At 62.4% G+C, this 26921-nt stretch carries 22 protein-coding genes; 11 read left to right on the plus strand and 11 right to left on the minus strand.

The features are described 5' to 3' along the window. The first annotated feature begins 18 nt into the window (after positions 1 to 18). Positions 19 to 1836, plus strand: coding sequence for a glutamine--fructose-6-phosphate transaminase (isomerizing) (glmS, locus tag JMY24_RS21755; protein ID WP_128595963.1), 1818 nt, complete (start codon positions 19 to 21; stop codon positions 1834 to 1836). Between the two features lie 147 nt (positions 1837 to 1983). On the opposite strand, the gene JMY24_RS21760 is transcribed toward glmS, so the two are convergent. Continuing rightward, positions 1984 to 2244, minus strand: coding sequence for a DUF6723 family protein (locus JMY24_RS21760; RefSeq protein WP_128588731.1), 261 nt, complete (start codon positions 2242 to 2244; stop codon positions 1984 to 1986). A gap of 325 nt (positions 2245 to 2569) precedes the next feature. Between JMY24_RS21760 and JMY24_RS21765 the strand changes: the two genes are divergently transcribed. The 5 genes from JMY24_RS21765 to JMY24_RS21785 all read left to right on the plus strand — a co-directional run bounded on the left by JMY24_RS21765 (position 2570) and on the right by JMY24_RS21785 (position 6612). Further along, positions 2570 to 3226, plus strand: a complete 657-nt coding sequence (locus JMY24_RS21765) for a lytic transglycosylase domain-containing protein (RefSeq protein WP_128595962.1) — start codon at positions 2570 to 2572, stop codon at positions 3224 to 3226. A gap of 210 nt (positions 3227 to 3436) precedes the next feature. Then, entirely contained in the window at positions 3437 to 4129 is a 693-nt protein-coding gene (locus JMY24_RS21770) for a DUF2242 domain-containing protein (protein ID WP_128595961.1), read from the plus strand. Positions 4130 to 4923: 794 nt separating this feature from the next. After that, entirely contained in the window at positions 4924 to 5175 is a 252-nt protein-coding gene (locus JMY24_RS21775; protein WP_128595960.1) for a hypothetical protein, read from the plus strand. Between the two features lie 248 nt (positions 5176 to 5423). Then, positions 5424 to 6176 carry an IclR family transcriptional regulator domain-containing protein gene (locus tag JMY24_RS21780; protein ID WP_020070813.1) on the plus strand — a complete coding sequence of 251 codons (753 nt, stop codon included), beginning with the start codon at positions 5424 to 5426 and terminating at the stop codon, positions 6174 to 6176. Positions 6177 to 6399: 223 nt separating this feature from the next. Further along, positions 6400 to 6612 (plus strand): hypothetical protein, encoded by a 213-nt coding sequence (locus JMY24_RS21785; protein ID WP_020070814.1) that lies wholly within the window; start codon positions 6400 to 6402, stop codon positions 6610 to 6612. Between the two features lie 217 nt (positions 6613 to 6829). On the opposite strand, the gene JMY24_RS21790 is transcribed toward JMY24_RS21785, so the two are convergent. Continuing rightward, the gene (locus JMY24_RS21790) at positions 6830 to 7108 is read right to left on the minus strand and encodes a hypothetical protein (protein WP_020070816.1); all 279 of its coding nucleotides are present in this window, start codon (positions 7106 to 7108) and stop codon (positions 6830 to 6832) included. 84 nt (positions 7109 to 7192) lie between these two features. Then, positions 7193 to 7981 (minus strand): Mut7-C RNAse domain-containing protein, encoded by a 789-nt coding sequence (locus tag JMY24_RS21795; RefSeq protein WP_128588719.1) that lies wholly within the window; start codon positions 7979 to 7981, stop codon positions 7193 to 7195. A gap of 133 nt (positions 7982 to 8114) precedes the next feature. Here JMY24_RS21795 and JMY24_RS21800 point away from each other — a divergent pair, with 133 nt between their 5' ends. Together JMY24_RS21800 and JMY24_RS21805 are read left to right on the plus strand one after the other, a co-directional pair. After that, positions 8115 to 8984 (plus strand): NAD(P)-dependent oxidoreductase, encoded by an 870-nt coding sequence (locus JMY24_RS21800; protein ID WP_201702877.1) that lies wholly within the window; start codon positions 8115 to 8117, stop codon positions 8982 to 8984. A 70-nt stretch (positions 8985 to 9054) separates the two neighbouring features. Beyond that, a complete protein-coding gene (locus JMY24_RS21805) occupies positions 9055 to 9702 on the plus strand; it encodes a LysE family translocator (RefSeq protein WP_128588717.1) in 648 nt (215 codons plus the stop codon). A 254-nt stretch (positions 9703 to 9956) separates the two neighbouring features. Here JMY24_RS21805 and JMY24_RS21810 read toward each other — a convergent pair whose 3' ends face one another. The 6 genes from JMY24_RS21810 to JMY24_RS21835 form a co-directional block, all read right to left on the minus strand. Then, on the minus strand, positions 9957 to 10781 hold the full coding sequence (locus tag JMY24_RS21810; protein ID WP_128595958.1) for an OmpW/AlkL family protein: 825 nt from the start codon (positions 10779 to 10781) through the stop codon (positions 9957 to 9959). A gap of 176 nt (positions 10782 to 10957) precedes the next feature. Beyond that, positions 10958 to 12202 (minus strand): DUF2957 domain-containing protein, encoded by a 1245-nt coding sequence (locus tag JMY24_RS21815; RefSeq protein WP_128595957.1) that lies wholly within the window; start codon positions 12200 to 12202, stop codon positions 10958 to 10960. 99 nt (positions 12203 to 12301) lie between these two features. Then, positions 12302 to 13723: a DUF2957 domain-containing protein gene (locus tag JMY24_RS21820; protein WP_201702878.1), complete on the minus strand. Its 1422-nt coding sequence runs from the start codon at positions 13721 to 13723 to the stop codon at positions 12302 to 12304. Positions 13724 to 14213: 490 nt separating this feature from the next. Then, a complete protein-coding gene (gene argC / locus JMY24_RS21825) occupies positions 14214 to 15161 on the minus strand; it encodes an N-acetyl-gamma-glutamyl-phosphate reductase (RefSeq protein WP_201702879.1) in 948 nt (315 codons plus the stop codon). A 238-nt stretch (positions 15162 to 15399) separates the two neighbouring features. Beyond that, positions 15400 to 15972, minus strand: coding sequence for a flavodoxin family protein (locus tag JMY24_RS21830; protein WP_128595955.1), 573 nt, complete (start codon positions 15970 to 15972; stop codon positions 15400 to 15402). A gap of 209 nt (positions 15973 to 16181) precedes the next feature. After that, positions 16182 to 16784 carry a YbhB/YbcL family Raf kinase inhibitor-like protein gene (locus JMY24_RS21835; RefSeq protein ID WP_128585318.1) on the minus strand — a complete coding sequence of 201 codons (603 nt, stop codon included), beginning with the start codon at positions 16782 to 16784 and terminating at the stop codon, positions 16182 to 16184. A gap of 365 nt (positions 16785 to 17149) precedes the next feature. Here JMY24_RS21835 and JMY24_RS21840 point away from each other — a divergent pair, with 365 nt between their 5' ends. Further along, positions 17150 to 17839, plus strand: coding sequence for a response regulator (locus JMY24_RS21840; RefSeq protein ID WP_128585319.1), 690 nt, complete (start codon positions 17150 to 17152; stop codon positions 17837 to 17839). 92 nt (positions 17840 to 17931) lie between these two features. Here the strand turns inward: JMY24_RS21840 and JMY24_RS21845 are convergent, their stop codons facing one another. Continuing rightward, positions 17932 to 18618: an orotate phosphoribosyltransferase gene (locus tag JMY24_RS21845; protein WP_128585320.1), complete on the minus strand. Its 687-nt coding sequence runs from the start codon at positions 18616 to 18618 to the stop codon at positions 17932 to 17934. A gap of 403 nt (positions 18619 to 19021) precedes the next feature. Between JMY24_RS21845 and JMY24_RS21850 the strand changes: the two genes are divergently transcribed. Together JMY24_RS21850 and JMY24_RS21855 are read left to right on the plus strand one after the other, a co-directional pair. Further along, complete coding sequence (locus tag JMY24_RS21850) at positions 19022 to 20254, plus strand: MFS transporter (protein ID WP_128595954.1); 1233 nt, start codon at positions 19022 to 19024, stop codon at positions 20252 to 20254. 280 nt (positions 20255 to 20534) lie between these two features. Beyond that, positions 20535 to 22817 carry an NADP-dependent malic enzyme gene (locus JMY24_RS21855; protein WP_128595953.1) on the plus strand — a complete coding sequence of 761 codons (2283 nt, stop codon included), beginning with the start codon at positions 20535 to 20537 and terminating at the stop codon, positions 22815 to 22817. Positions 22818 to 22964: 147 nt separating this feature from the next. Here JMY24_RS21855 and JMY24_RS21860 read toward each other — a convergent pair whose 3' ends face one another. Beyond that, on the minus strand, positions 22965 to 26564 hold the full coding sequence (locus JMY24_RS21860) for an indolepyruvate ferredoxin oxidoreductase family protein (RefSeq protein WP_128595952.1): 3600 nt from the start codon (positions 26562 to 26564) through the stop codon (positions 22965 to 22967). Positions 26565 to 26921: the final 357 nt, after the last annotated feature.

Consider the following 26921-nt stretch of genomic DNA (forward strand, 5'->3'; position numbering starts at 1 on the left):
CTGAACGAGGAACAGACCATGTGCGGCATTGTTGGCGCGGCAGCGCAACGTAATATCGTCCCCGTCCTGATCGAAGGACTGCGGCGCCTCGAATATCGCGGCTACGACTCATGCGGCGTGGCCGTGCTGGGTGAAGGCGGCCCGGCGCGCGCTCGCAGCGTGGCGCGCGTCGCCGATCTCGACGAGCAGGTACGCGACAGCCACCTGGGCGGCATCACCGGTATCGCCCATACGCGCTGGGCCACACATGGCGCGCCGGTCACCGACAACGCTCACCCGATCTTTTCGAAAGATGCGCTCGCGTTGGTACACAACGGCATTATCGAAAACTACGAATCGTTGCGTGAGATGTTGCGCGGCAAGGGTTACACGTTCGTCTCGCAGACCGACACAGAGGTTATCGCACATCTGATTCATAGCCTGTATCGGGGCGATCTGTTTGCGGCTGTGCGCGAGGCGGTGGCGCAACTGCATGGTGCTTATGCGATCGCCGTGCTGCATAAGGACCAGCCGCATACCGTGGTGGGTGCGCGGCAGGGCTCGCCGCTCGTGGTGGGACTCGGCGACGGCGAGAACTTCCTTGCATCCGACGCGCTTGCACTCGCGGGCAGCACGGAGCGCTTCATTTTTCTGGAAGAAGGCGACGTCTGCGAACTGACGCTCGAGGGCGTGCGTATTGCCGACCGCGAGGGCAACGAAGTGAGCCGCGAGGTGCGTCAGGTCGCGGCATACGGCGGCGCCGTGGAGCTGGGCCCGTACCGCCACTTCATGCAGAAGGAGATTTTCGAGCAGCCGCGCGCGATCTCCGACACGATCCCGCAGTCGGATTCGTTCGATGCTTCGCTGTTCGGTGAGAACGCCGAGAGCGTGTTTGCGGACATCGACAATCTGCTGATCCTCGCGTGCGGCACGAGCTATTACTCGGGACTCACCGCTAAATACTGGCTCGAGTCGATCGCAAAGATCCCGACGCAGGTGGAGATTGCGAGCGAGTATCGCTACCGCGAGTCGGTGCCTAATCCGAAGTCGCTCGTGGTCGTGATATCGCAGTCTGGCGAAACCGCGGACACGCTTGCGGCGCTCAAGCATGCGCAGGCGCTTGGGCATCGGCATACGCTCGCCGTGTGCAACGTCGGCACGAGCGCGATGGTGCGCCAAACGGAATTGGCGTTCCTCACGCATGCGGGCCGCGAGATCGGCGTTGCATCGACAAAGGCGTTTACGACGCAACTGGTCGCGCTGTTCGTGCTGGCCGTCACGCTCGCGAAACAGCGCGGGCGCGTGAGCGCGGAACAGGAAGCCGAATACTTGCGGCAGCTTCGCCATTTGCCCGCCGCGTTGAACAGCGTGCTGGCGCTCGAGCCGCAGATCATCGCATGGTCGGAAGAGTTTTCGCGCAAGGAACATGCGCTGTTCCTCGGCCGCGGCATGCATTATCCGATCGCGCTCGAAGGCGCGTTGAAGCTGAAGGAGATTTCGTACATTCACGCCGAGGCGTACCCGGCTGGCGAACTGAAGCACGGACCGCTTGCCCTCGTCACCGAGGCAATGCCCGTCGTAACCGTCGCACCAAACGACGCGTTGCTCGAGAAGCTCAAGTCGAACATCCAAGAAGTGCGCGCGCGCGGCGGCCAGCTCTATGTTTTCGCCGACGCGGATACGAAGATCGTCAACGACGAGGGCCTCCATGTAATCCGGATGCCGGAGCACTACGGTCTGTTGTCGCCGATTCTGCACGTGGTGCCGCTGCAGTTGCTGGCGTATCACACGGCTTGTGCGCGGGGTACGGACGTAGATAAGCCGCGGAATCTGGCGAAGTCGGTGACGGTGGAGTAAGAGGGGTTTGGCGGGTCTTTGTTGTAGTTGTTGCAGATTCAGATACTGCACCAAGCAAAAGCGCCGGCTATGAGCCGGCGCTTTTTCGTTTGCACAACGTCGGGCCTTGATTGCTACCTGCGAGGCTCGTCGTCGCCCCCATTGGGCTCATAGCTCCGGCCGGGCCAGGTCGGACAACGCAATGTGTTCGCCGTAGACCTGCGCGGCCGCGACCGCCTCCAGCTTCGTTGGATACGGGCCGAGTTCCGGTGCGCCATCGAACGGGAATAGCACACGGCCGTCGGTCGTTCGAACGACTTTCAAAACGCCGTAGAAACGCCGGTAGCCCGCGAGCTTGGACGTCGCCGATATTTCGAAATCGTCCTCCGATGCTGCGGGAACGCTGGGAATAAATGCGGTCTTGCTCATGCTGAGTACATCTCGTGTTCGATTAACCTGCGATTGTCGCGGACGGATGATCGCCGGCGACCGTCATTGTCTCAAATCCGCGGAAGCCAGGCTGTTTCACGTTCCCACCCGAGCGGCGAGGAGCACACAAAGCGTTCATCTTCGCAACTAACGGGACGCCTTCAACCCGTAGACACGCAGCGTGCGACTTCGGCGGCGGCACTTGCAGCCACTGCACACCCTGCGCTGTCCGCAGCATCTACGCTTGGCGTCCGCTTTTAACCAAACCGATGCCTATTTTTAAGGCAGGGTTATAATGCGCAAACTTTTTCCTCAGACCTATGCCATGAGTCGGTTACTTTGCCTGATACTGCTTTCGCTCGGCCTCGCCCAATCGGCGATGGCTGAGGAGAACGGTGACCGCATGTCCGCATATCTGACGCAGAAGTTCGGCCTCGCCAAGGAGAAGGCTGCAAAGATATCCGATGCAGTGCAATCCGCCGCATCGAAATATTCACTGCCGCCGGCGCTGCTGCTGGCGATCATCTCGATCGAGTCGCGCTTCAAGGAAAAGGCCAAGGGCGCCAATGGCGCGACGGGGCTCATGCAGGTCGTGCCAAGCGCGCATCGCGGACTTCTAAGAAACGTGAAGGATCTCACCGAGCCGACGGCGAATATCGAGGCCGGCTCCGCGATCCTATACGGCTACATGCGCTCAGCTAACGGCGATATGAACGCCGCGCTCAAGAGCTACGGCGGCTCGCAAGCGTACGCGCAGAAAGTCAGCACGCGTGCAGGCGATTTTGCCGGCGTCGCGACACCTCAAGACTCAGCCAAAAATCTCAACGGGCGAACGGGCTCCTGCGACGCCCGCTCCCCGTCCGACGGTTGCCCGGCATCCGGCAACTGGTCCGATGTGTTCACTGTTCCCTCGCCCGGTGCTGGCGGCGCGGGCGCGAACGGCGCGGTAACGTCTGCGGCACTTCCCACCGCGTCGAACTGAACGCCAACTCTTCTTTTCTCCAGGTTCGCCCTTTGCCGCAGCCGCGCTGTGCGGGGCGACGGTTGTCATCTCGCTAGATTCACGGTGAAAGACGGCGCAAGTCGCGCGTCGGCCGATTCGCTGCACGCTTTTTACGCACTAGCGACAACCGCTCTACAATGCGTTTCCTTTGCGATTTCTTTCGCATTCACGCAGCGTTTCTGATTGACCATGTCCATCTCGCTTTTAAAGACCACTGCGGCCTCGCTGTGCGGCCTGCTGATGCTCGCCGCTTGCAGCAGCGCGCCGACGCCCAAATTCCAGCAAGAGCTATTCGAAACCGGCGCGAGCCCGTATGCGCGCAATTTCAACTCGAGCGTGATTGACACATGCGAGGCTGCGCGTCGAGCACTGTTGAGCCAAGGCTATCTGACGACGATGACCCGCAACGATACCGTCGACGGCACGAAGAACTTCCAGCCCACCGGCGATACGCACGTGGTCGTCGAATTTCATGTGGTATGCACGCCAGGCGAAGAGGCGAGCAGTAGCAGCATCGTCTATGTGAACGCCGTGCAGAACGGCTTCGCTTTGAAAAAGAGCGACACGTCGGCGAGTGTCGGATTGAGCGTGCTCGGTTCGCTGTCGCTGCCAATCCGCTCGAACAGCGACGCTATGGTGAAGATTTCCAGCGAGACGATTCCCTCTGGCAAGTTCTACGACCGTTTCTTTGGTCTCGTCGGCCACTATCTGCAGACCGTGGTGCGCACTCAGCCTGTCGTCAATGACCGTATCGAGACGCATCTGCTGCCGGTGCCAGTCGAGGCAGCGGCGCCTCCGCCTCCGCCTGCGCCGGAAATGCCGGACCCGATCGGCAAAGCCGCTTCTGTGCAACCGGCGAGCGAAGCGGCCTCAGTGCGTTGAGTTCTAGCGAAGGTGTCGGGGCTGCGACCAATCGATGCGCGCGCAGCCCGCAAAAACAGCGCGCAGCCGCAGTTCTCCTATGTCTTTTACTTAAGACGTATACATATGTAGTAGTAGTTAACAAGGGTTAGTCCCGTCTGTGGATAACCGTGAATTCTTCCGTTAGATCAAAGTAATGGCGTCGCGATAACCGTGGGGGACCGCGCTGTAGAAAATCTACAAGCGCGGGATAACTTTCCCTGCTGGCGACGCCCCATCCGTTTTATCAAGATTTCGCGCACAGGCTGTTCCATGCGCTATCCCAACGTTATGCATAGGCCGCTGTGGATAAGTGGTGAACCGCGAGGCTATACCAGGCTGCCCGCGGGGCTACCTCTCTTACCGCTGATGGCTCGCGAGCGTACAGATCGCACACACAGTCGCGCGCAAATTGAGGCAGACGGAACGAAGATTGCGTGTCTCTTTTCTGCAGCGCGACCGTTGCTATTTAGTCAAAACAGGTTGGTAAATGCCCTATCCGGGCATAGAGTTAAAGTGGTTTCTGAAGTTCTTGGTGCAGTGCGGGGGTGCCGGATGAAACGCAGAACAGCACGACAGTTGGTCCGTCTTCTATCGGATATCAGGCATGCTGCCCATTGCAGCACGTTGCGGGCGGCGGCCACGAACCGGGATATCGCGCTTGCATCGGCCGAGCGCGACGGGGGCCTGGGCGAAAGTCACGAACGCGACGAAGGCGACGAAAGCGCCGACACGTCCCGTGACGTCCGCGAGAACAAGCCTGCCCGGAGCGGATCATGAGAGCCGCGAGCGAACAGTCGTTGCGTTTTCTCGTCGAGAAATGGCTCGCGCCGGCGCCTTGTGCGGCCGTGCACGTCACCGAATTCAGCCGTACGCGTGTCGGCGGCCGGCGCTACGTGCGCGTGGAGACATCGGCGGAATCCGGCTCGCGCGGACTTTTCTTCTTCCGTCACGACGACGGCTGCTGGTGCGTGTTCCCGCCCACCGGCGACGCCAGGCACATGTACGGGCATCCACGCGCCGCTTGACGGCGCTCAGCCGGACGCCTTCTCCATCGTGTTATCGCGCGTTCCGACTGCTCGAAAGGCGCCTGTTCATTTGCCTGTTCATTTGACCGCAAGCCTAACCATCGCCTGATCCAACGCCCCCGCGCGCGGTAGTCGCGCAAGACTGTGGCGGCTTCGGGCACAATCACGCGACGAGCCGCGCCAGCGGCGTAAGCAGCAAAGAGCCGCCAGCAGGGCCTTCGCTCGCAGCCCGAATCCCAGGCAACCTGATGGACGACAAAGACTGGATCGCCGGCGCCGCTAAAGCGCTCGCGATCATTGAGGCATTCGACGAAGAGCACGCCCGCATGACGCCGACCGCGGTGGCCGGACGCGCCGGTTTGTCGCGCACGGCGGCGCGCCGCTATTTGCTGACGCTGCGCGAACTCGGCTACGTCGACACAGACGGCAAGCTCTTCTGGCTCGCGCCACGCGTGTTGCGGCTAGGGCAGTCCTATCTCGACTCTGCGCGCTTGCCGCGCACGGTGCAGCCGTTCCTTCAACGCATTACGGCGACGCTTCAGGAGACGGCGCTCGTCGCAATTCTCGACGAGCACGACGTTGTCTACGTCGCCCGTAACGGTGTGAACCGGGCGATGGCGGTCGGCTTCGTGCTCGGCTCGCGCGCGCCGGCGCCGTTATCGTCGGCGGGATTGGTGTTGCTGGCGTTCCAGGCGCCGGAGAACATTGAACAATGGCTGGCGTCGTATCCGATCAAGGTGTTCACGCCGCACACATACTCCACGATCGAGCGGCTTCGCGAAGTGCTCGGCGAGATTCGGCGCAACGGCTATGTAGTCACCGACCAGCAACTGGAACTCGGTGTGCGCGGCGTCGCAGTGCCGTTGCGCGACCGGCATGGCACGGTCGTCGCGGCGATTAGCGTGAGCATGCCGATCGGTCAGGAGTCGGCGAACGCCGCGCTGCACCGCGTTCTGCCGACGCTGCTCGAAACCGCGAGCCTGCTGCGCAATCTGGTGTAGCGAGACCTAGGTGATGTCCCTGGTATCGGGCATTTGTGAGTGAAAGCGGCTCGAAAGCCAGCTGTCTCCCGGAAAATACATATCCCGTTTTGCGCATGACAAACCGCCTACGCCAGGTAATACTCTCCCGCGGGAAGCGGTACGGCGCCTGCAGCGCTGCCTGCTTCACCGCGCAGCTATTTCATTCACATTGACTCAGTCGTTGAGGTTTGGGGAACAACACATGAAAAAAGTTATCGTCTCGCTCGCAGCAGCATCGATCGCGCTGGTCTCGGTTCAAGCTTTCGCACAAGCATCGGACGCAGCCGCTCCGGCCGCTGCAGCTAGCGCACCGAAGAAGCATCACGTGAAGAAGCTGAAGACGCACGGCAAGCGCGCTCCGGTTGCTGCAGCAGCGTCGGCAGCGGGCACGAACGACAAGGGCACGCAGAACTAAGCAGGCGCCCCTTCGCCAGGCGAGCCGCTTCGCCTGCTGCACGCGCCGCGCGTTCGGCGGATGCCATGCGGGTTCGATGCAGGCGTCGCAAGCAAAAAGGCCAGAGCTCCTGCTCTGGCCTTTTGTATTCCGGTCGCGTTCGTCACGGGTCTCAGCGATTCGCAGCGATCTTCGTTGAGCGCACGCATGCCGCGCCGCGCATACGCCTTAGCGGTGTTTAGCCCGCGAGGCCGCGTTTGATCACTTCGTTCAGCAGTCCAGTCATGCCTTCAGGATGTGTCGCGGCGCGCTCTTTGAGCTCGGCAACCAGATCGCCGTTCAGCTTGCATGCGAACGCGACAAGACCTTGCGCCTGATCCAGTTTGCGCTGCTCCCGGCGATCCAGTTTCGGCTCCGCAGCCGAAGCCTTGCCGAAGCGTTCGGCAGTGGACTGCTTCATTGCATTGTTCAGCTTGAGTGCCTTGTTCTTTTCAAGGTCGGTCTTTTTCATCGCCATACGTCAGGCCTCTGCCAGATAGGTAATCCCGCATTGTACGCACCGCGCGTTGCGTTGCGTCGCGCGAGCGAACGGCGTTGCGCGTCAAGGCGAGGCGGCGGACGCACCGGCATCACGCGCGTCGGAGTCGAGCGGCGCCGCCGCCATGCTGTCCATCAGCGCGCGCATTCTTTGCCAGTGCGTGCCTTCCCAGAACACGCGGCGGCACACATCGCAAGTGACAAACTGGTTATGCCGCTGCAGCACGCCGTCGGGCGCGCGGTCGCCGACTTCGTCACGTGCAATGCGCCGCAGCGGCGCGTTGCACATCAGACATAGACGGAACGGCTGTGCGCTGCCCGCCAGATCCAGCCGTTCGAACACTTCGCGCAATTGCTCGCGCGGCCGGAGCGTGCGGACGTAGCAGCCATGCGTGATCGAGCGGCGTTTCAGTAGCTCGCGGTCGCGGGTGAGAACGATACGGTTTTCGGCGGCGGCGAGTGCTTCGATATCGGCGTCGGGATAGTGGTTGTCGTAGAGCGTATCGAATCCCGCCAGCCGCAGCAGCGGCGCAAGGCCGCCAAGATGTGCGTCGGCGATGAAGCGCACCACGCGCAGCGGACGTTCGCGCACACGCAGCAGCGGCCGGATGTCGAGCGCTTCGAATTTCGGATAGACGGCAACGCGGTCGCCTTCGGTGACAGGATGATTGAAACCCACCGACTCGCCATTCACCAGGATCAGTTCTACTTCGGTGTGCGGCACGCCGAGCGCTTCGATCGCGTGTTTCGTAGTGGCGTCGCGCGCGCATGCGTAAGCGAACGCTCGCCGGCGCAGCGGCCGGGCGAGAAAATCGTTCAGCTCCTCGTAGAAGCGGAAAGTCGCGGTGACCATCGCAGCAGTATCGCACCGTGCGCCATTGCGCGCCGCAATGGCATGCCCGGTTGCGTCCCGCCGTTGCGTCGTTTTCCTGCATATGTCCCACGGGTGTGCTTTACTTCCAGTTCTTTAGAAGACGGAGCTTCAGATGGACATCGGTTTTATCGGTCTCGGCGAGATGGGCGCAGCGATGGTTGCAAACATCCTGAAAGCAGGGCATCAGGTACGTGTATGGAACCGCTCGCCGGAACGTGCGCAGCCTCTCGCAGCCGCAGGCGCGCGAATCGTCGCGACGCCCGCCGAAGCATTCGCCGGCGACGCCGTGTTTTCAATGCTCGCCGACGATGCAGCGTTGCGCGAGGTCGTGACGGCATCGCTGCTGGAGCATGCGCCGCGTGGCCTGATTCACGTGAACATGGCGACGATCTCAGTTGCGCTCGCCGAAGAACTCGCGACCGCGCATGCATCGCGCGGCGTCAATTACGTTGCCGCACCGGTGCTGGGTCGGCCGGACGTGGCCACCGCCGGCAAGCTGACGATCGTGGCCGGAGGGCCTGCGGAGTCGATCGACCGCGTGCAGCCCGTTTTCGACGCGATCGGGCAAAAGACCTGGCGCATCGGTTCGCTGCCGCAACAGGCGAATGTCATCAAGCTTGCCGCGAACTTCATGCTCGGCGCGGCTGTTGAGACGCTGGGTGAAGCTGCCGCGCTGGTGTCGGGACATGGCCTCGCGATCCAGGATTTTCTCGACGTCATCACGAGCGGAATTTTCCCCGGACCGGTTTACGCGGGCTACGGCAAGATGATCGCGGAACAGAGCTACGAGCCGGCGCTCTTCAAGGCGCGTCTGGGGCTGAAAGATCTGCGGCTTGCACTTGCTGCCGCCGACGCAGTCACGACGCCGCTGCCGATCGCGAGCGTCGTCCGGGACAGCCTGCTGGAGGCGGTCGCGCATGGCGACGGCGAGAAAGACTTCGCGGTGCTGGGCCAGGTGGCGGCCCGCCGGGCCGGCCGTTGACGAATGCGGCGCGCGCGGGCGGCGGCGCTTCACGTGCATAATAGCTGCCCAACCTTTTCCCGGTGATGTCATGAGTTTGCATACCTGGTGGCTGTTTGCCGCCACTGTCTTTGTCGTGTGCGCCATTCCCGGCCCGAACATGCTGCTCGTCATGACGCACGGCGCGAGACACGGCCTGCGCCGTACGGGCGCTACCATGGCGGGCTGTCTGTCGGCGCTGGTGCTGATGCTGGCGGTGTCGGCGGCGGGGCTCGGCGTGTTTCTCGAAGCGTGGCCGGCTCTCTTCAACGCGCTCCGTTTGATCGGCGCGGCGTACCTGGTGTATCTGGGTATCAAGGCGTGGCGCGCGCCCGCTGACGAAACGGCCGCGACCGAGGCTGCTACGCCGGCCGATGAGCTGGCCGCAAAACCGGCTCGCTCGCCTTTCGCGCTGTTTCGCAACGGTTTTCTGGTGGCCAGCAGCAATCCGAAGGCGATTCTGTTCGCCGCAGCGCTGCTCCCGCAATTCATCGAGGCCTCGCTGCCCAAGCTGCCGCAGTTTGGCATTCTGGTGGCGACGTTCGCCGTTATCGAGGTCAGCTGGTATTTCGTCTACGCCGGATTCGGCACGCGCATCGGCAGCCGTCTGAAGAGCCGCAGTGTCGCGCGCATATTCAATCGCCTGACGGGCGGCGTTTTTGTCGGCTTTGGCGCGATGATGGCGTTAGTGCGGCACTGAAGGCGACCCTGCGGCCGATCCTCCGCAAGCACATGTGGCGAAACCGCAACAAGAGGGGACAACCCTTATTTTGATGTTGCGTCGCACCAAACCATTTGCTATAGTTTGTCTTGTCTCCTCCATGTCTCCTCTGATATGGATTCAGCCCGCCAACTTAGGCGGGCTTTTTTTTGCCTCGAATTTACTCTGTCCCGCAAGCAAAAAAGCCGGCTTCTCCACGCGGAGTCAGCCGGCTTTGTCGCGCGTCGCCCGGTTCAGAACTTATACGAGACCGCGAGGAAGGAGATGATCGGATCGGCCTTCAGCTCCGCTTTCGATACGCCCAGTTCCGTGCCGTCCGCCGCCTTGATGATGACCGACGACGTCGTCTTCAGCGGAATGTAAGTCACGGAGGCCACCAGGCCCCAATGTTCCGTGATGTTGTACGCGAGCCCCGCGTTGAACACCGGCGCCCACGAGGACGAAGCCTTCGCCGACACCTGTGTTTTGCCCGGCTTGCCCGCGCCCGCGGCGAGGATGGCGCCGAGGTTCTCCTGCGTCGATTGCACGAAGTTCGGGCTCAGCTGAATGTCCGAGAACCAGTTGTACGACACGCCGACGCCCACAAACGGCCTGAACTTGGCCGTCGGCGCATTGAAGTAGTACTGGAAGAGCAGCGCCGGGCTCCACTGGCGCACGCTCTTTACGATCGGATTCACCTGCGGATCGCCGATGTCCTGCTGGCCGAGCGCGCCGGCCGGCCCCGGCGGCTTGATCGTGCCGTGCCCGTAGATCTTGAACACCGGCGGCACGCCCGCCACCGTCGTCACGGCAATGTGGTCCGTCAGATAATGGCTGAACACAAGACCGACCGTGTCGGCATTGCTCGTCGACAGACTCGTGCCTTGTGAGGTGAATGAACTCGGCAAGCTCAACGGCGTGTTGATTGGCGTGGGCGCGACATGGGTCGTCAGCGGCGTGCTCGAATCCTGCGGCATGACGTGGAACCAGCCGAGCGCGGCGACGTTGTCGCCCGCATGTTGTGCGTGCGCACTGGCGGACAAACACGCGACCAGCACCGCGAGATAGATTTTTTTCATGTTGTTGCTCCTCCTTGGGCGCTCGTCGGGCGCGAGGTGCGCGCGGCGGGCGTTGGCGGCAGCCGCGAGGCCGGCGCGCAGGATCGCCACCGCCCCCGGGGCCGCCGCGCTGCAAGAGCGGGCGGCGACCTGGGCGCGAAGGCCTCATTGCGTGCTGACGGCGCGGGGCGCGCCCGTTACTGAACGAAGGCGCCGATCGTGAAGTACGGCGAGGTCGCGTTGGTGAGATCCAGGTAGCCGAATACGCCGCCCGTGAAAATCATCTTTCCGGTCGCCGTATTGCCCGTTGATGCGCCGACACGCGTCGTCGTGACCACGCCCGGCACTGTTTGCGTGAAGTCGAGATTCAGCGCGGTAGCAAGCGAGGGCTGCGACGCGTTGAACGGATCGAGCAGCGTCGCCTGAGTGCCTGCCAGTGCGGTCGTGCGATAGTCGAACTGGCTGTCCACGCCGATGTACTCGCCGTTTTGCGAGTTGACCGTTATCGGGCTCTGCGGCGAGAGAATCGAGATGCCCGATTCGTCGTCCGCGTACGGTCCAAGCGCGCCGTTTTGCGGCACCGTGACGGACGAGTTCGCCGCGCCGGTGCGCACGAGAATCGGCACCACCTGGTTGCGCAGCTTGCCGACGATCATGTAGCCGCGAGCTTTCGGCGTGGTGGCGAGCGTAGGCTTCGCCTGTCCCTGGAAGTTGTTGGTCTGGAACGCGCCGCTGCCGTCGGCGGCCGGCGTGAAGTTACTGCCCGGCTGCTGGCATTTGCCCGCGTTGACGCCCGAGTTGTCGCACTCGGTCCACGTTCCGTCGGCGTTGATCGTGATCTTCGTATCCACGGCGACGGGCGCGAAATTTTGCGACGGCACCTGGTGGTAGCCGAGCTGGTTGTAGGTGCCGGCCACCTTCGCAAGGTCGGTTTCGATCGACGAAAATCCGATGAACGGGTAGTAGGGGAACTTGGTGTCCGGCACGGCGCCGACGCCGAGAATGCCGCCGAATGAGATTTCCGCACCGGGGATGGTGCCGCCCGCAACGCCCTCGCCGACGAAGATCCGTGCCGGCCGGTTCGGATCGAGGCTTGCGCCGTTCAGGCGGAACGCGCACTGGTTGAGCTTGTTGGTCGGCAGCAGCGTTTCCTGGGTCAGTGTGCCGCTCGCCACCTGGCCCGCACGCGTTGGGACGACGGTGCCGGTGGTCGCGGGAATCGGAGATTCAACGTAGGTCACCTGCCACGTCATCTTTGCGGTGTCGAGTTGAAGTTTGACCAGTTCGCCGTCACCGCCACCGCCCGTGTACACCGTGCTGTAATCGAGCGACGCGGGGCACAGTCGAACTTCTGTCATCGGTCCGTCGCCGCCGCCACCACCGCCGCATGCCGCCAGTAAAGGTGCCGCAAGCGCGAGCACTGACAGGAATCTCCATTTCATACCGCCTCCATAATTTTTTCGTTGTAGGTGGCCGGCTCCCAGTCCAGCCACCGCTTGCTCTTTTATGTCTCGTCATGCGAACTGCGTTTGCTTCACCCGCTACTTGCTGATTTGCGCTCCGATGCCGAAGTACGGCGTGCTGGGCGTGTCCGCGTTGGCCGACGTCGACGCGATGCCGTTGTTCTCCGCGCCCTGGATCTCGATTGCGTACAGACCTCCCGAGGCGATCGCGAGGCCGCTCTTGCCGTTGGTGTCCTGCACGCCGACGAGTCCGGGGCTTGCCAATCCGTAGCCGAGACCGAAGCCGCTTTCGGCCGCCGAAGTGCTCGGGTTGATGAACGTGCCGACCGCGCCCTGGACCAGCGTCGCCGTGTACTTGAAGTTCGAATCCGCGCCGACGTAGCCGCCGTCGAAGCCGCCGGATGCGAGCGGCGTCGCCGCGGTGAGCATCGCGATACCGGATTCGTCGTCGACCTTGGCGTCGAGATGAAGCGGCGCCGTGCCCAGGTTGATGTAGCCGGTGCGCACGACGAGCGGCACGGTTGCGCCGTTCACCTGGCCGAGAATCATGTGCGCGGTCCCCGACTTGCCGGTCGCGCCGACCACCGGAAGCCGGAACTGCTGCACGATTTGCGGCGCCTGCTGGCTGTCGAAGTAGCCGTTGCTGTTGAGCGTCAACGGGTTGCCGGTGGTCAGGCAGCCGCCGGCGTTGGGCGAGTAATTCGGGTTGGCCGTGTTGCTGCTCGTGCAGGTGCCGCTTGCGTCGAACGTTTCGACGGTGTTGGTCGCGACCGTCGAGTAGTTGCCCGACGGCGCCAAGTGGTACAGCAGGCCGTTGTAGGTGCCCGGCAGTCTCGTGATGTCGGTGGTCGTGCTCGCGAAGCCGAGGAACGGGTAAAAGTCGAAATGCCGGTTCGGCACCGCGCCGATGCCCGAGCCGACGAGCGGAATCGACAATCCGTCGAACTGGACCGTCGCGCCCGGAATGCCGCCGCCCGCCACGCCTTGGCCGACGAAGATCATCGGCGGATTGGGATTGTTGGCGAAGCCTGGCGTCGTGTACGGCTGGCCGTCTCCGGCCGCGGTGCCGGTGCCCGCGCCGAGGATGAACGCGCAGCGCGTTTGCTCGGCGGTCGGCAGCGTGCCGGTGCGCGGGTGAATCACCGCGCCGGCGATCTGCGTGCCGGCGCGCGTGGGCGTGACCGTGCCGGTGCGCAGCGGAATCGGCGACTCGAGCCACTTCAGCGTGTAGGTCATCGCAGTGGCGTCGATATTGACCTGCACCACCTCGCCGCTGCCGGCCCCGCCGAGGAACGTGCTTTTGACGATGTCCGCAGTGGCCGGACAGAGCGCCGCCGCAGTGCCGTTCGAAGCAGGCGGGCCTTGCACGCCGCAACTGGAACCTGAGCATTGCGGCGAATTGATCGGGCCGGGATTATCGGATTTGCCGCCGCCGCAAGCGATAAGAAAAGGAGTCGTGGCAATAGCCATTGCCAGGCCTCGAATAATGGCGTCCGCCATGCTGTTGTCTCCCTTCATGTATTTGTGCGAGCTAATTTCGCTGCGGGATTAACGCCTGTCAATTGAATGAGCCGTCTAAAAAGGCCGATTCAAACAACGGCATTTTGGCCATGCACCCAGTGGGCGGGCGCAAGCGGCGCTTTTAAACAAAAACATGAATTCGACGCGAAAGGGCGACCCGTTGTTCGGCGGCACACCCTTGCCAGGTAAGCCTCGGAGCAAAATGGCTCTATGATCTTCGAACGATCGTTCGACAAAAAATCCGGAGTTTCCCTATGCGGAAAAGTATGCTGATCGAGTGGCGGCCGGGGAAGAGTTACCTGAAAAAATGGAGAGGCTCGCGATTTTGGGATTTCAAGGAATACGAGCTAATTGTGAATAACTGTAAATAATGTTTCTGCGGGTTGGTTTAAAACAAAAAAGCCGGTCTTTAAAGACCGGCTTTCGCAAAGCTGACAAACATCAAATCGATGCTGTATTTAAAACCTTGTTAGCGTTTCAAACCGCTTTCCTCTGGCGCGCCGATTGCCAGGTTCATGCACTGAATCGCCGCGCCGGAAGCGCCTTTTCCGAGGTTGTCGAGGCGGGCCACGGTCACGAAGCGCTCCGCCGTGCCAAACACGAACAGGTCCACGCGGTTCGTGTCGTTGTTCGCCTGTACGTCGAAGAAACCGCTGTCGAGGTTCGCTTCGGTGTCGAACGGCGCGACGCGCACGAACGCTTCGCCGGCGTAGTACTCGGCGAGATGTGCCTGCACCTGTTGCGGCGTGGTCTTCTTCGCCAGCTGGCGCGGCGAGAAGTAGGTGGTGACCGCGAGGCCCTTGTAAAAGTCGCCGACGATCGGCGTGAACACCGGCGCCGACGAGAGCCCCGTGTGCGCGGCCATTTCCGGCAGATGCTTGTGCGTGAGGCCAAGCGCGTAAGGACGCGGGCTCTTGAGCTTCGCGTTACCGCCGGCTTCGTAGTCGGCAATCATTTTCTTGCCGCCGCCGCTGTAGCCGGTGATTGAATAAGCGTGCGCGTCGAACTCGGGCGCGACCACGCCTGCTTCGACGAGCGGGCGCATGGCCAGCACGAAAGCCGATGCGTGACAGCCGGGCACGGCGATACGTTTGGCCGTGCGCAGGCGCTCGCGCTGCGAACGGGCAAGTTCCGGCAGCCCGTAAGCCCAGTCTGCGGAGGTGCGGAACGCGGTGCTGGCATCGATCAGAACCGTGCGCTCGTTCTCAACGAGTGAAGCCGATTCACGGGACGCAGCGTCGGGCAGGCACAAAAACGTAACGTCCGACGCATTGATGAGACGGCGGCGCTCTTCGAGATCTTTGCGCTTCGCTTCGTCGATACGCAGAATCTCCACGTCGGCGCGCTGCGACAGGTATTCAAAAATCTTCAGGCCGGTCGTGCCTTCCTGTCCGTCGACAAAAACTTTCGTGCTCATCTCGATCTCACTGGCTTCTCTGGAAACGGCGCGCGAGGCCGCGCGAAAACGCCATTTTAAGACCTCATCGCCGTGCGCGTGCGCAGGCGCTGGAAAAGGGCGCAAAAACAGCAGAAAACGACGATGCTCGCGCAAGGTGACAGCGGCGTGACCGAGGCGAGGCGGAGGGAGCCGGTGCCGCTCGACGGACCGGCTAACGGGACTTAACGCGGAGTTAACGCGGAGTCAACGCGGAGTATTAGCCAGCGGCGGATATCCAGCGGGCCGTCACCTGTGCCACGCGTGCGCCAAACAGGCGCGCCGTCTCGAGGTCACCTTCAGGCGGCGCCTCTTCCGGCGACGCATCGGCCGGAGACTGCGTGAGCACGCCAGTCGAACCGCCGACGTAATTCAGGTCGTTGCGGGTCGCGGCCTTGGTGTTGGACGGCATCAGACCGGTACCCACCCAGATCATGCCGTGCTGCATCGCGAGCGTGACGAAGTACTGGATGGTCAGGAACTTGTCGCCGTTCATCGTCGCCGAGTTGGTAAAGCCGGCCGCGATCTTGTCCTTCCAGGTTTGGCCGAACCACGGCTTCGAGCTCGCGTCGGCGAACCTCTTGAAGTCGGCGGACGGTCCGCCCATGTACGTCGGCGCGCCGAAGATGATCGCGTCAGCGGCGGCGAGTTCGGCCCACGCGGCTTCGTCGATGTCGCCGACCGGCAGGAGCTTCGCGTCTGCGCCCGCCTCCCGCGTGCCGGCGAGCACCGACTCGGCGACTTTCTTCGTGTGGCCGTAGCCGCTGTGATAAACGATGACGATCTTCGACATGAGACGCTCCAAGCAAAGAAGAGGAATTGAACGACGCACGATGCCGATGCGTTGGCGACCCGATGCAGCGCCGGTGACACCAAGGTGTGCAGCCTCACAGCACATAAACGTTCGCGGATCGCAGAACCTACGCGCGACGACGTTTGCGCATGCAAGCCGTGCGCCAATCAGCGTCCGGAGCGGCGCGGACAGCTTAGACGCGTGCCGCACTATCGACCGTAGTTGACCACCATCCTGGCGCTGCCGAGCGTGGCCGTGCCGATCTCGTGATCGAACATCAGCGCCGGTCGGCCTTGCGCGAGGCGCAAGTCGGCGGTGTTCAATGCATACACCGTAATCACGTAGCGGTGTGGTTTGCCGGGCGGCGGGCAGGGGCCGCCATAGCCGTCCGTGTCGAAGTCGTTGCGGGCTTCCACCGCGCCGAGTTTCCTGAGAAAGCCGGAAGCGCTCGCGTTCTCGGGCAGGCTCACGACAGTCGCCGGGATACCCGCGACGGCCCAATGCCACCAACCGCGGCCAGGGGCATCGGGATCGGACATGGTGATGGCAAAACCGCGTGTTCCGGGCGGCGCGTCACGCCAGGTCAATTGCGGTGAGCGGTTACCGCCCTTGCAGTCGCCCTGATCGAAAACCTGCGGAATAGCGAACGTGCCGCCGGCCCGGAAGCTGGCACTTGTTAGCGAGAACGCGCCCTGGGCGAAAGCGCGTGGCTGCTGCGCAAGCCAGAGCGCGAGGCCCAGCGTGGCGCAGACAAAGAACGGCGTGCGACGAAACGGTGAAGCGTACGAAACAACCAGGCAACGCAAGCGCATGTGCCGGTTCTCCTGTGTCGACCAGAGTGGCGCCTTAAGGTGAGATCGGAGCTTCAGCACCTAGTCGACCTCCTGCAAAGCGCTTACTCAGATCCTATGCAGCACAAGGTTGCTGCGAGGGCGCGAGGCGGTTGTCTCGCGCGGATTATTGTCCCTATTTTGTGCCCTAAGGTCGAATCAAGTCTAACATTAGCTCTACGATGCATCATTGTTGTGCCCAACCGGATTGCGGGCCTAAAAATGGGCTATAGTCGGAAGAATTTTCGCGTGCACTGGCCCGTGTTCCTATTCGGTAGCGTTAAACATTAAGAATAAAAAGAATGTCTGAAGTTTTGGAGAGGGGTTTTCCTGTCGAGGTACGGGCAATGCAAGACGTAGTCAAGGTCGTCATCGCCGACGATCATCCAGTAATCCTATTCGGCGCAGAACAGGCTTTGCTCAAGTTTCCCGGAATGCAAGTGGTCGCGCGTGCGCGGCAGTCGACGGAACTGATCAAAGTGCTGCAAACGGTTGAGTGCGACGTGCTCGTGACCGACCTCGCAATGCCGGGCGGCCAGTTCGGCGACGGTTTGCCGTTGATCGGCTACCTGCGGCGCAACTTTGCCAAGGTTCCCATCGTCGTACTGACGATGCTGGAGAACGCCGCGCTGCTGCAACGCTTGCGAGAGCTCGGCGTGACGTCGGTTGTGAACAAGTCGGACGACCTGAGCCACATCGGGCTCGCTGTGCAGCACGTGGCCCGCAACCTCGAATACATGAGCCCGTCGGTCAAGGCGTCGCTCGACGCGCTTCGCATGAATGCCGGCGGCAAGAGCGACGAGGTGATGTTATCGAGGCGCGAGCTGGAAGTCGTGCGACTCTTCGTCTCGGGAATGACCATCAAGGAAATATCCGAACAGCTGAATCGCAGCATCAAGACGATCAGCACACAGAAGAACACGGCGATGCGCAAGCTCGGCATTGACCGCGATTCGGAGTTGTTCCAGTACGCGCAAAGCAACGGCTTGCTGAATCTGTCGTCGCATTCGGTGGAAAATAACGGCAACCCGACTTAACTGTTCGCAGCTATTTTTCGCCGCAAAAAGATAAAAGGCCGCCTGTGCAAAACAGGCGGCCTTTTTGTTCGTGCGGTGTTTCGCAGTGACGCTTACTGGGGCGTCGACGTTGCGCCGCCGTGCGCTGCCGACCATTCAGCCGGCGCGTGCAGGAATTTTTCGACTTCGTCGAGCGTCTTCGTGTCGAAGTACTTGTTTTCCTTGGCGACGCGCAGCACGTCCCACCACGTAGCCAGCGCGTGCAGATCGACGTCGATGTCTTTCAGCACTGAGACGCTTTCTTTGAAGATGTTGTAGTGGAACAGCACGAAGCAGTGATTCACCGTCGCGCCCGCGGTGCGCAGCGCGTTGATGAAGTTGATCTTGCTGCGGCTGTCGGTAGTCAGGTCTTCGACGAGCAGCACACGCTGACCTTCGGTCAACAGACCTTCGATTTGCGCATTGCGGCCAAAGCCCTTCGGCTTCTTACGCACATATTGCATCGGCACCATCAGGCGGTCGGACAGCCATGCCGCGAACGGAATGCCGGCGGTTTCCCCGCCCGCCACCGCGTCGATCTGCTCGTAACCCACGTCGCGCAGAATGGTGCTTTCCGCCATTTCCATCAGGCCGCGGCGAACGCGCGGGTAGGAAATGAGCTTGCGGCAATCGATATAAACCGGGCTCGCCCAGCCGGACGTGAAAATGTACGGTTTCTCCGCGTTGAAGTGCACTGCCTGTACTTCAAGCAGCATCTTGGCGGTGGTGTCGGAGATCGTCTGGCGATCGAAGCCTGTCATGGGCGGATCCTTGGGTATGAGCGGGAGAAGCGGGCGCTAAGCCCGGTGGCGCAGCAAGCGGGATATGCCGCGCCGTACTGGGCGGAATATGCAGCCGGCCAGTGGATGCCGGCCGGTTTTTGCTGCGCGCGTAGGCCGACATTTTACCCGAAACGGACCCTTCCGAGGAGGCTGTCGCGCGCGGCCGCCGTGAACCGCAGCAGCCGCTGCTGCGCTGGAAGCGCCCGGCAGGCGTTGGGCGGCAAGGCTTGGCGCGGCTTTCGCCTGACGTCGCGGCATGATCTCGTGCTTGACGATCGGCTTTTTGGCTAGCTTGTGAGCGGCTTTGCCCGCCTTTACACTCACGCGAATTTCTCGGGCGCCGGCCGCCGCCGCCCTCCCAACGAACTACGGATTGCTTCCCATGACGCCCGCTTCCTCCGCCGCCGACAGTCCCTCTACCGCCCGGAACGGTTACGCCGCCCGTGCGTTGATTGCATCGGTGCTCGGCTATGCGATGGACGGCTTCGATCTGCTGATCCTCGGTTTCATGCTGCCGGTGATCGCCGCGGACCTTCATCTCAGTTCTGCACAGGCCGGCTCACTCGTCACGTGGACGTTGATCGGCGCGGTAGCTGGCGGTTTGATCTTCGGCGTGCTGAGCGACTATTTTGGCCGTGTGCGCATGCTCACGTGGACCATCCTGGTGTTCGCGGTTTTCACCGGTCTGTGTGCGCTCGCGCAAGGCTATACCGATCTCCTCGCTTACCGGACCATTGCGGGTATCGGGCTTGGCGGGGAGTTCGGCATCGGCATGACACTCGTGGCCGAAGCGTGGCCGGCGTCGCAGCGCGCGCGAGTGTCGTCGTATGTGGGCCTCGGGTGGCAACTGGGCGTACTGGCGGCCGCGTTGCTGACGCCGCTTCTGTTGCCGCTCATCGGCTGGCGCGGCATGTTCGCGCTGGGGCTACTGCCTGCCGTGGTGTCGTTCTTCGTGCGGCGGCGCGTCGAGGAGCCCGCGCTCTTCACCGAGCGCGTCGCGCGCGGTATGCGCAAGCTACCGCTGAAACTGCTGATAGCCGACGCACGCACGGCGCGCGCGAGCCTCGGTGTGGCGATCCTGTGCTCGGTGCAGAACTTCGGCTACTACGGGCTGATGATCTGGCTGCCGAGCTACCTGTCGAAAACCTTTGGCTATTCGCTGACGAAATCGGGAGTCTGGACGGCGGCCACGGTCGTCGGCATGGCGTGCGGCATCTGGCTGTTCGGCATCGCCGCCGACCGTTTCGGTCGCAAGCCGGCGTTTCTGTTCTATCAGGTGGGCGCCGTCGTAATGGTTTTCGTCTACGCGCATCTCGCTACGCCGGCGGCGCTGCTGATCGGCGGCGCGGCGATGGGCGTGTTTGTCAACGGAATGATTGGCGGCTACGGCGCGTTGATCTCCGAGCTTTATCCCACCGATGCGCGTGCGACCGCGCAGAACGTGCTCTTCAATATCGGCCGGGCGGTGGGCGGCTTTGGGCCTGTGGCGGTGGGCGCGCTGGCCGCGCGCTATTCGTTTGGCGCGGCGCTGCTGTCGCTCGCGTCGATCTATCTGCTCGACGTGCTGGCAACGCTCTTCCTGATCCCCGAACGGCGCGGCGCCGAGCTTGAATGAGCCTGCCGCGGAGCCTGCGCGTATGCGGCGCCGCAGCAAGACTGGCGGGGTGTTTCGCCGATGGCGAGCAGTGTTAACCAGTCAGTGCATCGACTCCTGCGCGGTGTACACTAACCGACCCGCGTAGCACTCCGCACCGTCCAGCCCTCCACCGAGGACCGACGCCGCGCCTAACCGGCGCACGCGAAAATCGCCTCGGTCGATTATCCATTCGATAGATCCAAGCGACGCCAACGTTGCGGTGTGCCGGCCCAAATTTCTTACGTCTCGCAGGCAAAAAATGGACGAACAACTGAAGCAAAGCGCCCTCGCATATCACCAGAACCCGAAGCCCGGCAAGATTTCGGTCACGCCGACCAAGCCGCTATCGAATCAGCTCGACCTGTCGCTCGCGTACTCGCCGGGCGTGGCCGCGGCCTGTATGGCGATCTACGACGAGCCGCTCGACGCGCAGAAGTACACCTCGCGTGGCAACCTGGTCGGTGTGATCACGAACGGCACGGCCGTGCTCGGTCTCGGCAACATCGGTCCGCTCGCCGCGAAGCCGGTGATGGAAGGCAAGGGCTGCCTCTTCAAGAAGTTCGCCGGCATTGACGTGTTCGATATCGAACTCGCCGAGTCCGATCCGGACAAGCTGGTGGAAGCCATCGCAATGCTCGAGCCGACGCTCGGCGGCATCAACCTGGAAGACATCAAGGCGCCCGAGTGCTTCTACATCGAGAAGAAGCTGCGTGAGCGCATGAAGATTCCGGTCTTCCACGACGATCAGCACGGCACGGCGATCATCGCGTCGGCGGCGATTCTGAACGGCCTGAAGGTAGTCGGCAAAAAGCTCGACGAAGTGAAACTGGTTTGCTCCGGTGCGGGCGCCGCGGCGATCGCGTGTCTGGATCTGCTGGTGAACCTCGGTTTGTCGAAGCAGAACATTCTGGTTGTCGACTCGAAGGGCGTGATCTACGAAGGCCGTGGCAATCTTGATCCGTCGAAGGAACGTTATGCGGCGAACACCGAGGCACGCACGCTGGCTGACGCGAGTCGCGGCGCCGACGTGTTCCTCGGCTGCTCGAGCGCGGGCGTGCTGAAGCCGGAAATGGTCGTCGAAATGGGCACGCAGCCGCTGATTCTCGCGCTGGCCAATCCGGAGCCGGAAATCCGCCCGGAAGAGGCGAAGAAAGTGCGTCCGGACTGCATCATCGCGACGGGCCGTTCGGACTATCCGAATCAGGTCAACAACGTGCTGTGCTTCCCGTTCATTTTCCGCGGCGCGCTCGACGTGGGCGCGACCACGATCACGGAAGAAATGAAGCTCGCGTGCGTGCGCGCGATTGCCGAACTCGCCGAAGAAACCGATCAGGGCGATGAAGTCGCAAAGGCGTACGAAGGCCACTCGCTCGAATTCGGTCCCGAGTATCTGATTCCCAAGCCGTTCGATCCGCGTCTGATCATCAAGATCGCGCCGGCCGTCGCGCAAGCGGCAATGGATTCGGGCGTCGCGACCCGTCCGATCAAGGACATGGACGCATATCGCGAAGAACTCGGCACCACGGTTTATCGCACGGGCATGGTGATGCGTCCGGTGTTTGCGGCGGCCAAGTCGGAGCCGGCTCGCATCGTGTTCGCCGAAGGTGAGGACGAGCGCGTGCTGCGCGCCGCGCAATTCGTGCTGCTGGAAAAGATCGCCAGGCCGATTCTGGTTGGCCGTCCATCGGTGATTGAGATGCGTCTGAAGAAGATGGGCTCGAAGCTCAAGTGCGGCGAAGACTTCGAGATCGTCGATCCGGAAGACGATCCGCGCTATCAGCAATGCTGGCAGGCGTACCACGAACTGGGCGCGCGCGAAGGCGTGACGCCGGACGTCGCGAAAGCCGCGATGCGCAAGTTCAATACGCTGATCGGCGCGATCCTCGTGCGCCTCGGCGGAGCCGACGGCATGATCTGCGGGATGATCGGCCAGTACCACACGCATCTGAAGTTCATCGAACAGGTGCTGGGCAAGGCGGATAACGTGCAGAACTTCGCGGCCATGAACCTGCTGATGCTGCCGGGCCGGAATCTGTTCATCTGCGATACGTATGTGAACGAAACGCCCACGGCCGAGCAACTCACCGATATGACCATGCTGGCTTCGCGCGAAATCGAGAAGTTCGGCATCACGCCGAAGGTCGCGCTGCTGTCGAACTCGAACTTCGGCAGCGCGCCGTCTTCGTCGTCGCAACGCATGGCCGCGGCTCGCAAGCTGATCGCGGAACGTGCGCCGACGCTCGAAATCGACGGCGAGATGCACGGCGACGCGGCGCTGTCGGAAATGGTCCGCAAGGCCGCGTTCCCTGGCACGACGCTCTCGGGCGAAGCCAACCTGCTGATCATGCCGAACGTGGAAGCGGCGAACATTGCGTACAACCTGCTGAAGATGGTCGGCGGCGATGGCGTGACGGTCGGCCCGTTCCTGCTGGGCGCTGAAAAGCCGGTGCATGTGCTGACGCCGGCTGCAACGGTGCGTCGGATCATCAACATGACGGCGGTGGCTTCGGCAAACGCGCGCAAGTCGGTGAACAGCAAGTAAGCGAAGCGGCGCCCGTTGGGGCGCTCACTTTTCGCGAGCGTGTGGGTGACTAGCGCCGCGAAAATAAAAACGCCACGGAAAGAGATTCCGTGGCGTTTTTTTATGCGTGCAGCGCGACCGCGGCGGCTGCCGCGGTCAATGCGATGATCAAGCCGCGTGCTGCGTCGTTCCGGCTTGCGGCGAGCGCCAGCGAGTCAGCAACTCGTTCCACTTCACGCGCACACCCTTCAGGTTGTTTTCCTTGATGTGCCCGAAGCCGCGGATGCCGTCCGGCAGATTCGCGAGTTCCACCGCCAGTTCGCGGTTCTGCACGGTCAGCCCACCGATCAATTCCCGCACCAATGCTTCGTACTCGCCGATCAGCGCGCGCTCGGTGCGACGCTCTTCAGTCTTGCCGAACACGTCGAGCGCGGTGCCCCGCAGGAACTTGAACTTCGCCAGCACGTGCATTGCGCTGAACACCCAAGGGCCGTACTTCTTCTTGATCAGGTGACCTTGGGCGTCCTTCCTGGAGAACATCGGCGGCGCGAGGTGAATGTGCAGCTTCCAGTCACCTTCGAAGCCCGCTTTCAGTTTTTCGATGAACGCAGGATCGCTGTACAGGCGCGCGACCTCGTACTCGTCCTTGTAGGCCATCAGCTTGTGCAGATTCTTAGCGACTGTTTCGGTGAGAGGCAACTGGCCGTCGATCGAATCGAGCGCCGACTCGGCCACCCGCACCTGCGATACCAGCGCGCGGTAACGGTCGGCGTACGCGTCGTTTTGCCATGCCGCAAGGTAAGCCGCGCGTTTGTCGATCAGCGTGTCGAGCGCCTTCGGCGTGTGCAGCGAAATAATCTTGCCGCTTGGCGTGTCAGCCGTGTCCGCCTGGCCTTGCGATTGGGCGAACTTGCGCACGGCCACCGGATCGTGCGCCGCGCGACGGCCCCATTCGAATGCCGCGCGGTTTTTCTCGACCTGCACATTGTTCAGTTCGATTGCGCGCATTAGCGACTGATAGGTCAACGGCACCCAGCCACGTTGCCATGCATAGCCGAGTACGAACGGATTCGTGTAGATCGCGTCGCCGAGCAAGGCCACTGCAAAGTGATTGGCGTCGACGGTATCGACGCATTCGTCGCCCGCGCCCGCGCGAACGTCGGCTTCAGTGCTGCTGCCCGGAAAGCGCCAGTTCGGATTCTTGATGAGTTCGGCGGTCGGCGTGTGCGCGCTGTTCAGCACGACGCGGGTTCGGCCGGCTTGCATCCGCGATACGCATTCGTCGCTGGCGGTGACGATGGCATCGCAACCGATCACGAGACTCGCTTCGCCCATTGCAATTCGCGTGGCGTGGATGTCGGCGGGGTTGTTCGCGATCTGCACGTGGCTCATCACGGCGCCGCCTTTCTGCGCGAGGCCGGTGACGTCGAGCACCGTGACGCCCTTGTTCTCCAGATGCGCGGCCATGCCGAGAAGTGCGCCGATTGTCACGACGCCCGTGCCGCCCACGCCCGTCACGAGCACGCCGTACGGCCGTGCGATCGACGGGAGTTCGGGCTCCGGCACTGGCGGCATAGCGTCAGCGACAATGCCCGACGCGGCTTTCGGCTTACGCAACTGACCGCCTTCGACGGACACGAAGCTCGGACAAAAGCCGTTCACGCAGGAGAAGTCCTTGTTGCACGTGGACTGGTTGATCTGGCGCTTCGTGCCATATTCGGTGTCGAGCGGCTCGACCGACAGGCAGTTCGACTTCACCGAGCAGTCACCGCAACCTTCGCACACCGCTTCGTTGATCACGACGCGGCGTGCCGGGTCCGGATACGCGCCGCGTTTCCTGCGCCGGCGTTTCTCGGTTGCGCAGGTCTGGTCGTAGATCAGAATCGTGGTGCCCGGAATCTCGCGCAGCTGGCGCTGCACTTCGTCGAGCTGGTCTCGATGGTGGATGTCGATGCCCGGCGCAAGGCCCACGTTCCCCGAGTACTTTTCGGGCTCGTCGGTCACGATCGCGATTTTCGTCGCGCCTTCGGCCGCCAGCTGATGCGTGATCTGCGGCACGGTCAGCACGCCGTCGACCGGTTGACCACCCGTCATCGCTACGGCGTCGTTATAGAGCAGCTTGTAAGTGATGTTCGCTTTCGACGCGATCGCCGCGCGAATCGCCAGCAGGCCCGAGTGGAAATAGGTTCCGTCGCCGAGATTGGCGAACACGTGCTTGTCGTTCGTGAATGGCGCCTGGCCGATCCACGCGACGCCTTCGCCGCCCATCTGACTGAAGGTGGTCGTGCTGCGGTCCATCCACACCGTCATGTAGTGGCAGCCGATGCCGGCCATTGCGCGCGAGCCTTCCGGCACATTGGTCGACGTGTTGTGCGGGCAGCCAGAGCAGAACCACGGCTTGCGCTCCACTTCGACACGTGGGCGCGCGAGCGCCTTTTCCTTCGCTTCGATCACGGCGATGCGCGCGGCAATGCGGGCGCGGACGTCGGAGGGCAGGTCGAACTTGTCGAGCCGCGTGGCGATCGCCTTGGCGATGATTGCCGGCGATAGCTCGTAATGCGCCGGCAGCAGCCAGTTGCCCATCGGCACGGACCATTCGCCGCCCGCGCCGTCTTTCTCGTCGAACTTGCCGAACACACGCGGACGCTGCGCGTCGGGCCAGTTGTAGAGCTCTTCCTTGATCGCGTATTCGAGAATCTGGCGCTTCTCCTCGACCACGAGGATTTCATCGAGGCCGCGAGCAAAGGCTTGCGCGCCTTGCGCTTCGAGCGGCCACACGCAACCGACTTTGTAGAGGCGTATGCCAATGCGCGAGCACGTTTCGTCGTCGAGACCGAGGTCGGTCAGCGCTTGACGCACATCCAGATAAGCCTTGCCGCCGGTCATGATGCCAAAGCGCGCATGCGGCGAATCAATTTCGACGCGGTCCAGTTTGTTTGCGCGCACGTAGGCGAGCGCCGCGTACCACTTGTAGTCGAGCAGACGCGCTTCCTGCACGAGCGGCGGATCCGGCCAGCGGATGTTGAGGCCGCCCTCGGGCATTGCGAAGTCGTCTGGCAGAACGATCTGCGTGCGGTGCGGATCTATGTCGACCGAAGCCGACGACTCGACGACGTCGGTCACGCACTTCATCGCAACCCACAGACCGGAGTAGCGGCTCATCGCCCAGCCATGCAGGCCGAAGTCCAGGTATTCCTGAACGTTCGACGGGAACAGCACCGGCAGGCCGCAGGCCTTGAAGATGTGTTCCGACTGATGCGCGAGCGTGGAAGATTTGGCCGCGTGATCATCGCCGGCGAGCACCAGCACACCGCCGTGCCGCGACGATCCCGCCGAGTTGCCGTGCTTGAAGACGTCACCCGAACGGTCGACGCCCGGGCCTTTGCCGTACCACATCGAAAAGACGCCGTCGTATTTGGCGCTGGGGTAGAGATTGACCTGCTGCGAACCCCAGACGGCGGTTGCCGCGAGGTCTTCGTTGACGCCGGGCTGGAACACAACCTGATGTGAGGCGAGATGCTGTTTCGCCTTCCACAGAGATCGGTCGAGCCCGCCGAGCGGCGATCCACGGTAGCCGGAGATGAAGCCGGCCGTATTGAGTCCGGCGGCGCGGTCGCGTTCCTGCTGCAGCATCGGCAGACGCACCAGCGCCTGGATGCCGCTCATGTACGCGCGGCCGCGTTCGAGGGTGTATTTGTCGTCGAGCGTGACGGAAGATAGAGCGGCTTCGAGCGAGGCTCGCTGACCTGCGTCTAGCGGGGCATTCATTATGTGTACTCCTCCACCCAGTTTGGGATCGCCAAAACTTATGGGCCGCGGCATCTTGTGAATGCGTATGGCCGGGGTCGCCATATTGACGTGTTTTAAGTGATGGTAGCACTGGTAAAAACCCGCCGCACCATGCCGGAAACGTGCGATCTGATCGCCGTGCCGCACTTCATGCTATCGCGCCCGCTTGTGCAAACTTCGCGTGACGCTCGAGGCCATCGGTGTAACAAGCTGTAAAAGCTACAATTTCGCGGAACCGCAGCGGACATGTCTGTCTAACAGCGCACCTGTGAGCAATGTCTGTATAACGCGCTGCATGTTGTGGCGCTTCAGGACAACAGGGCAGTTAGAAAAGGA

The sequence above is a fragment of the Paraburkholderia kirstenboschensis genome (assembly GCF_904848585.1).
GTDB classification, from domain to species: Bacteria; Pseudomonadota; Gammaproteobacteria; order Burkholderiales; family Burkholderiaceae; genus Paraburkholderia; species Paraburkholderia kirstenboschensis.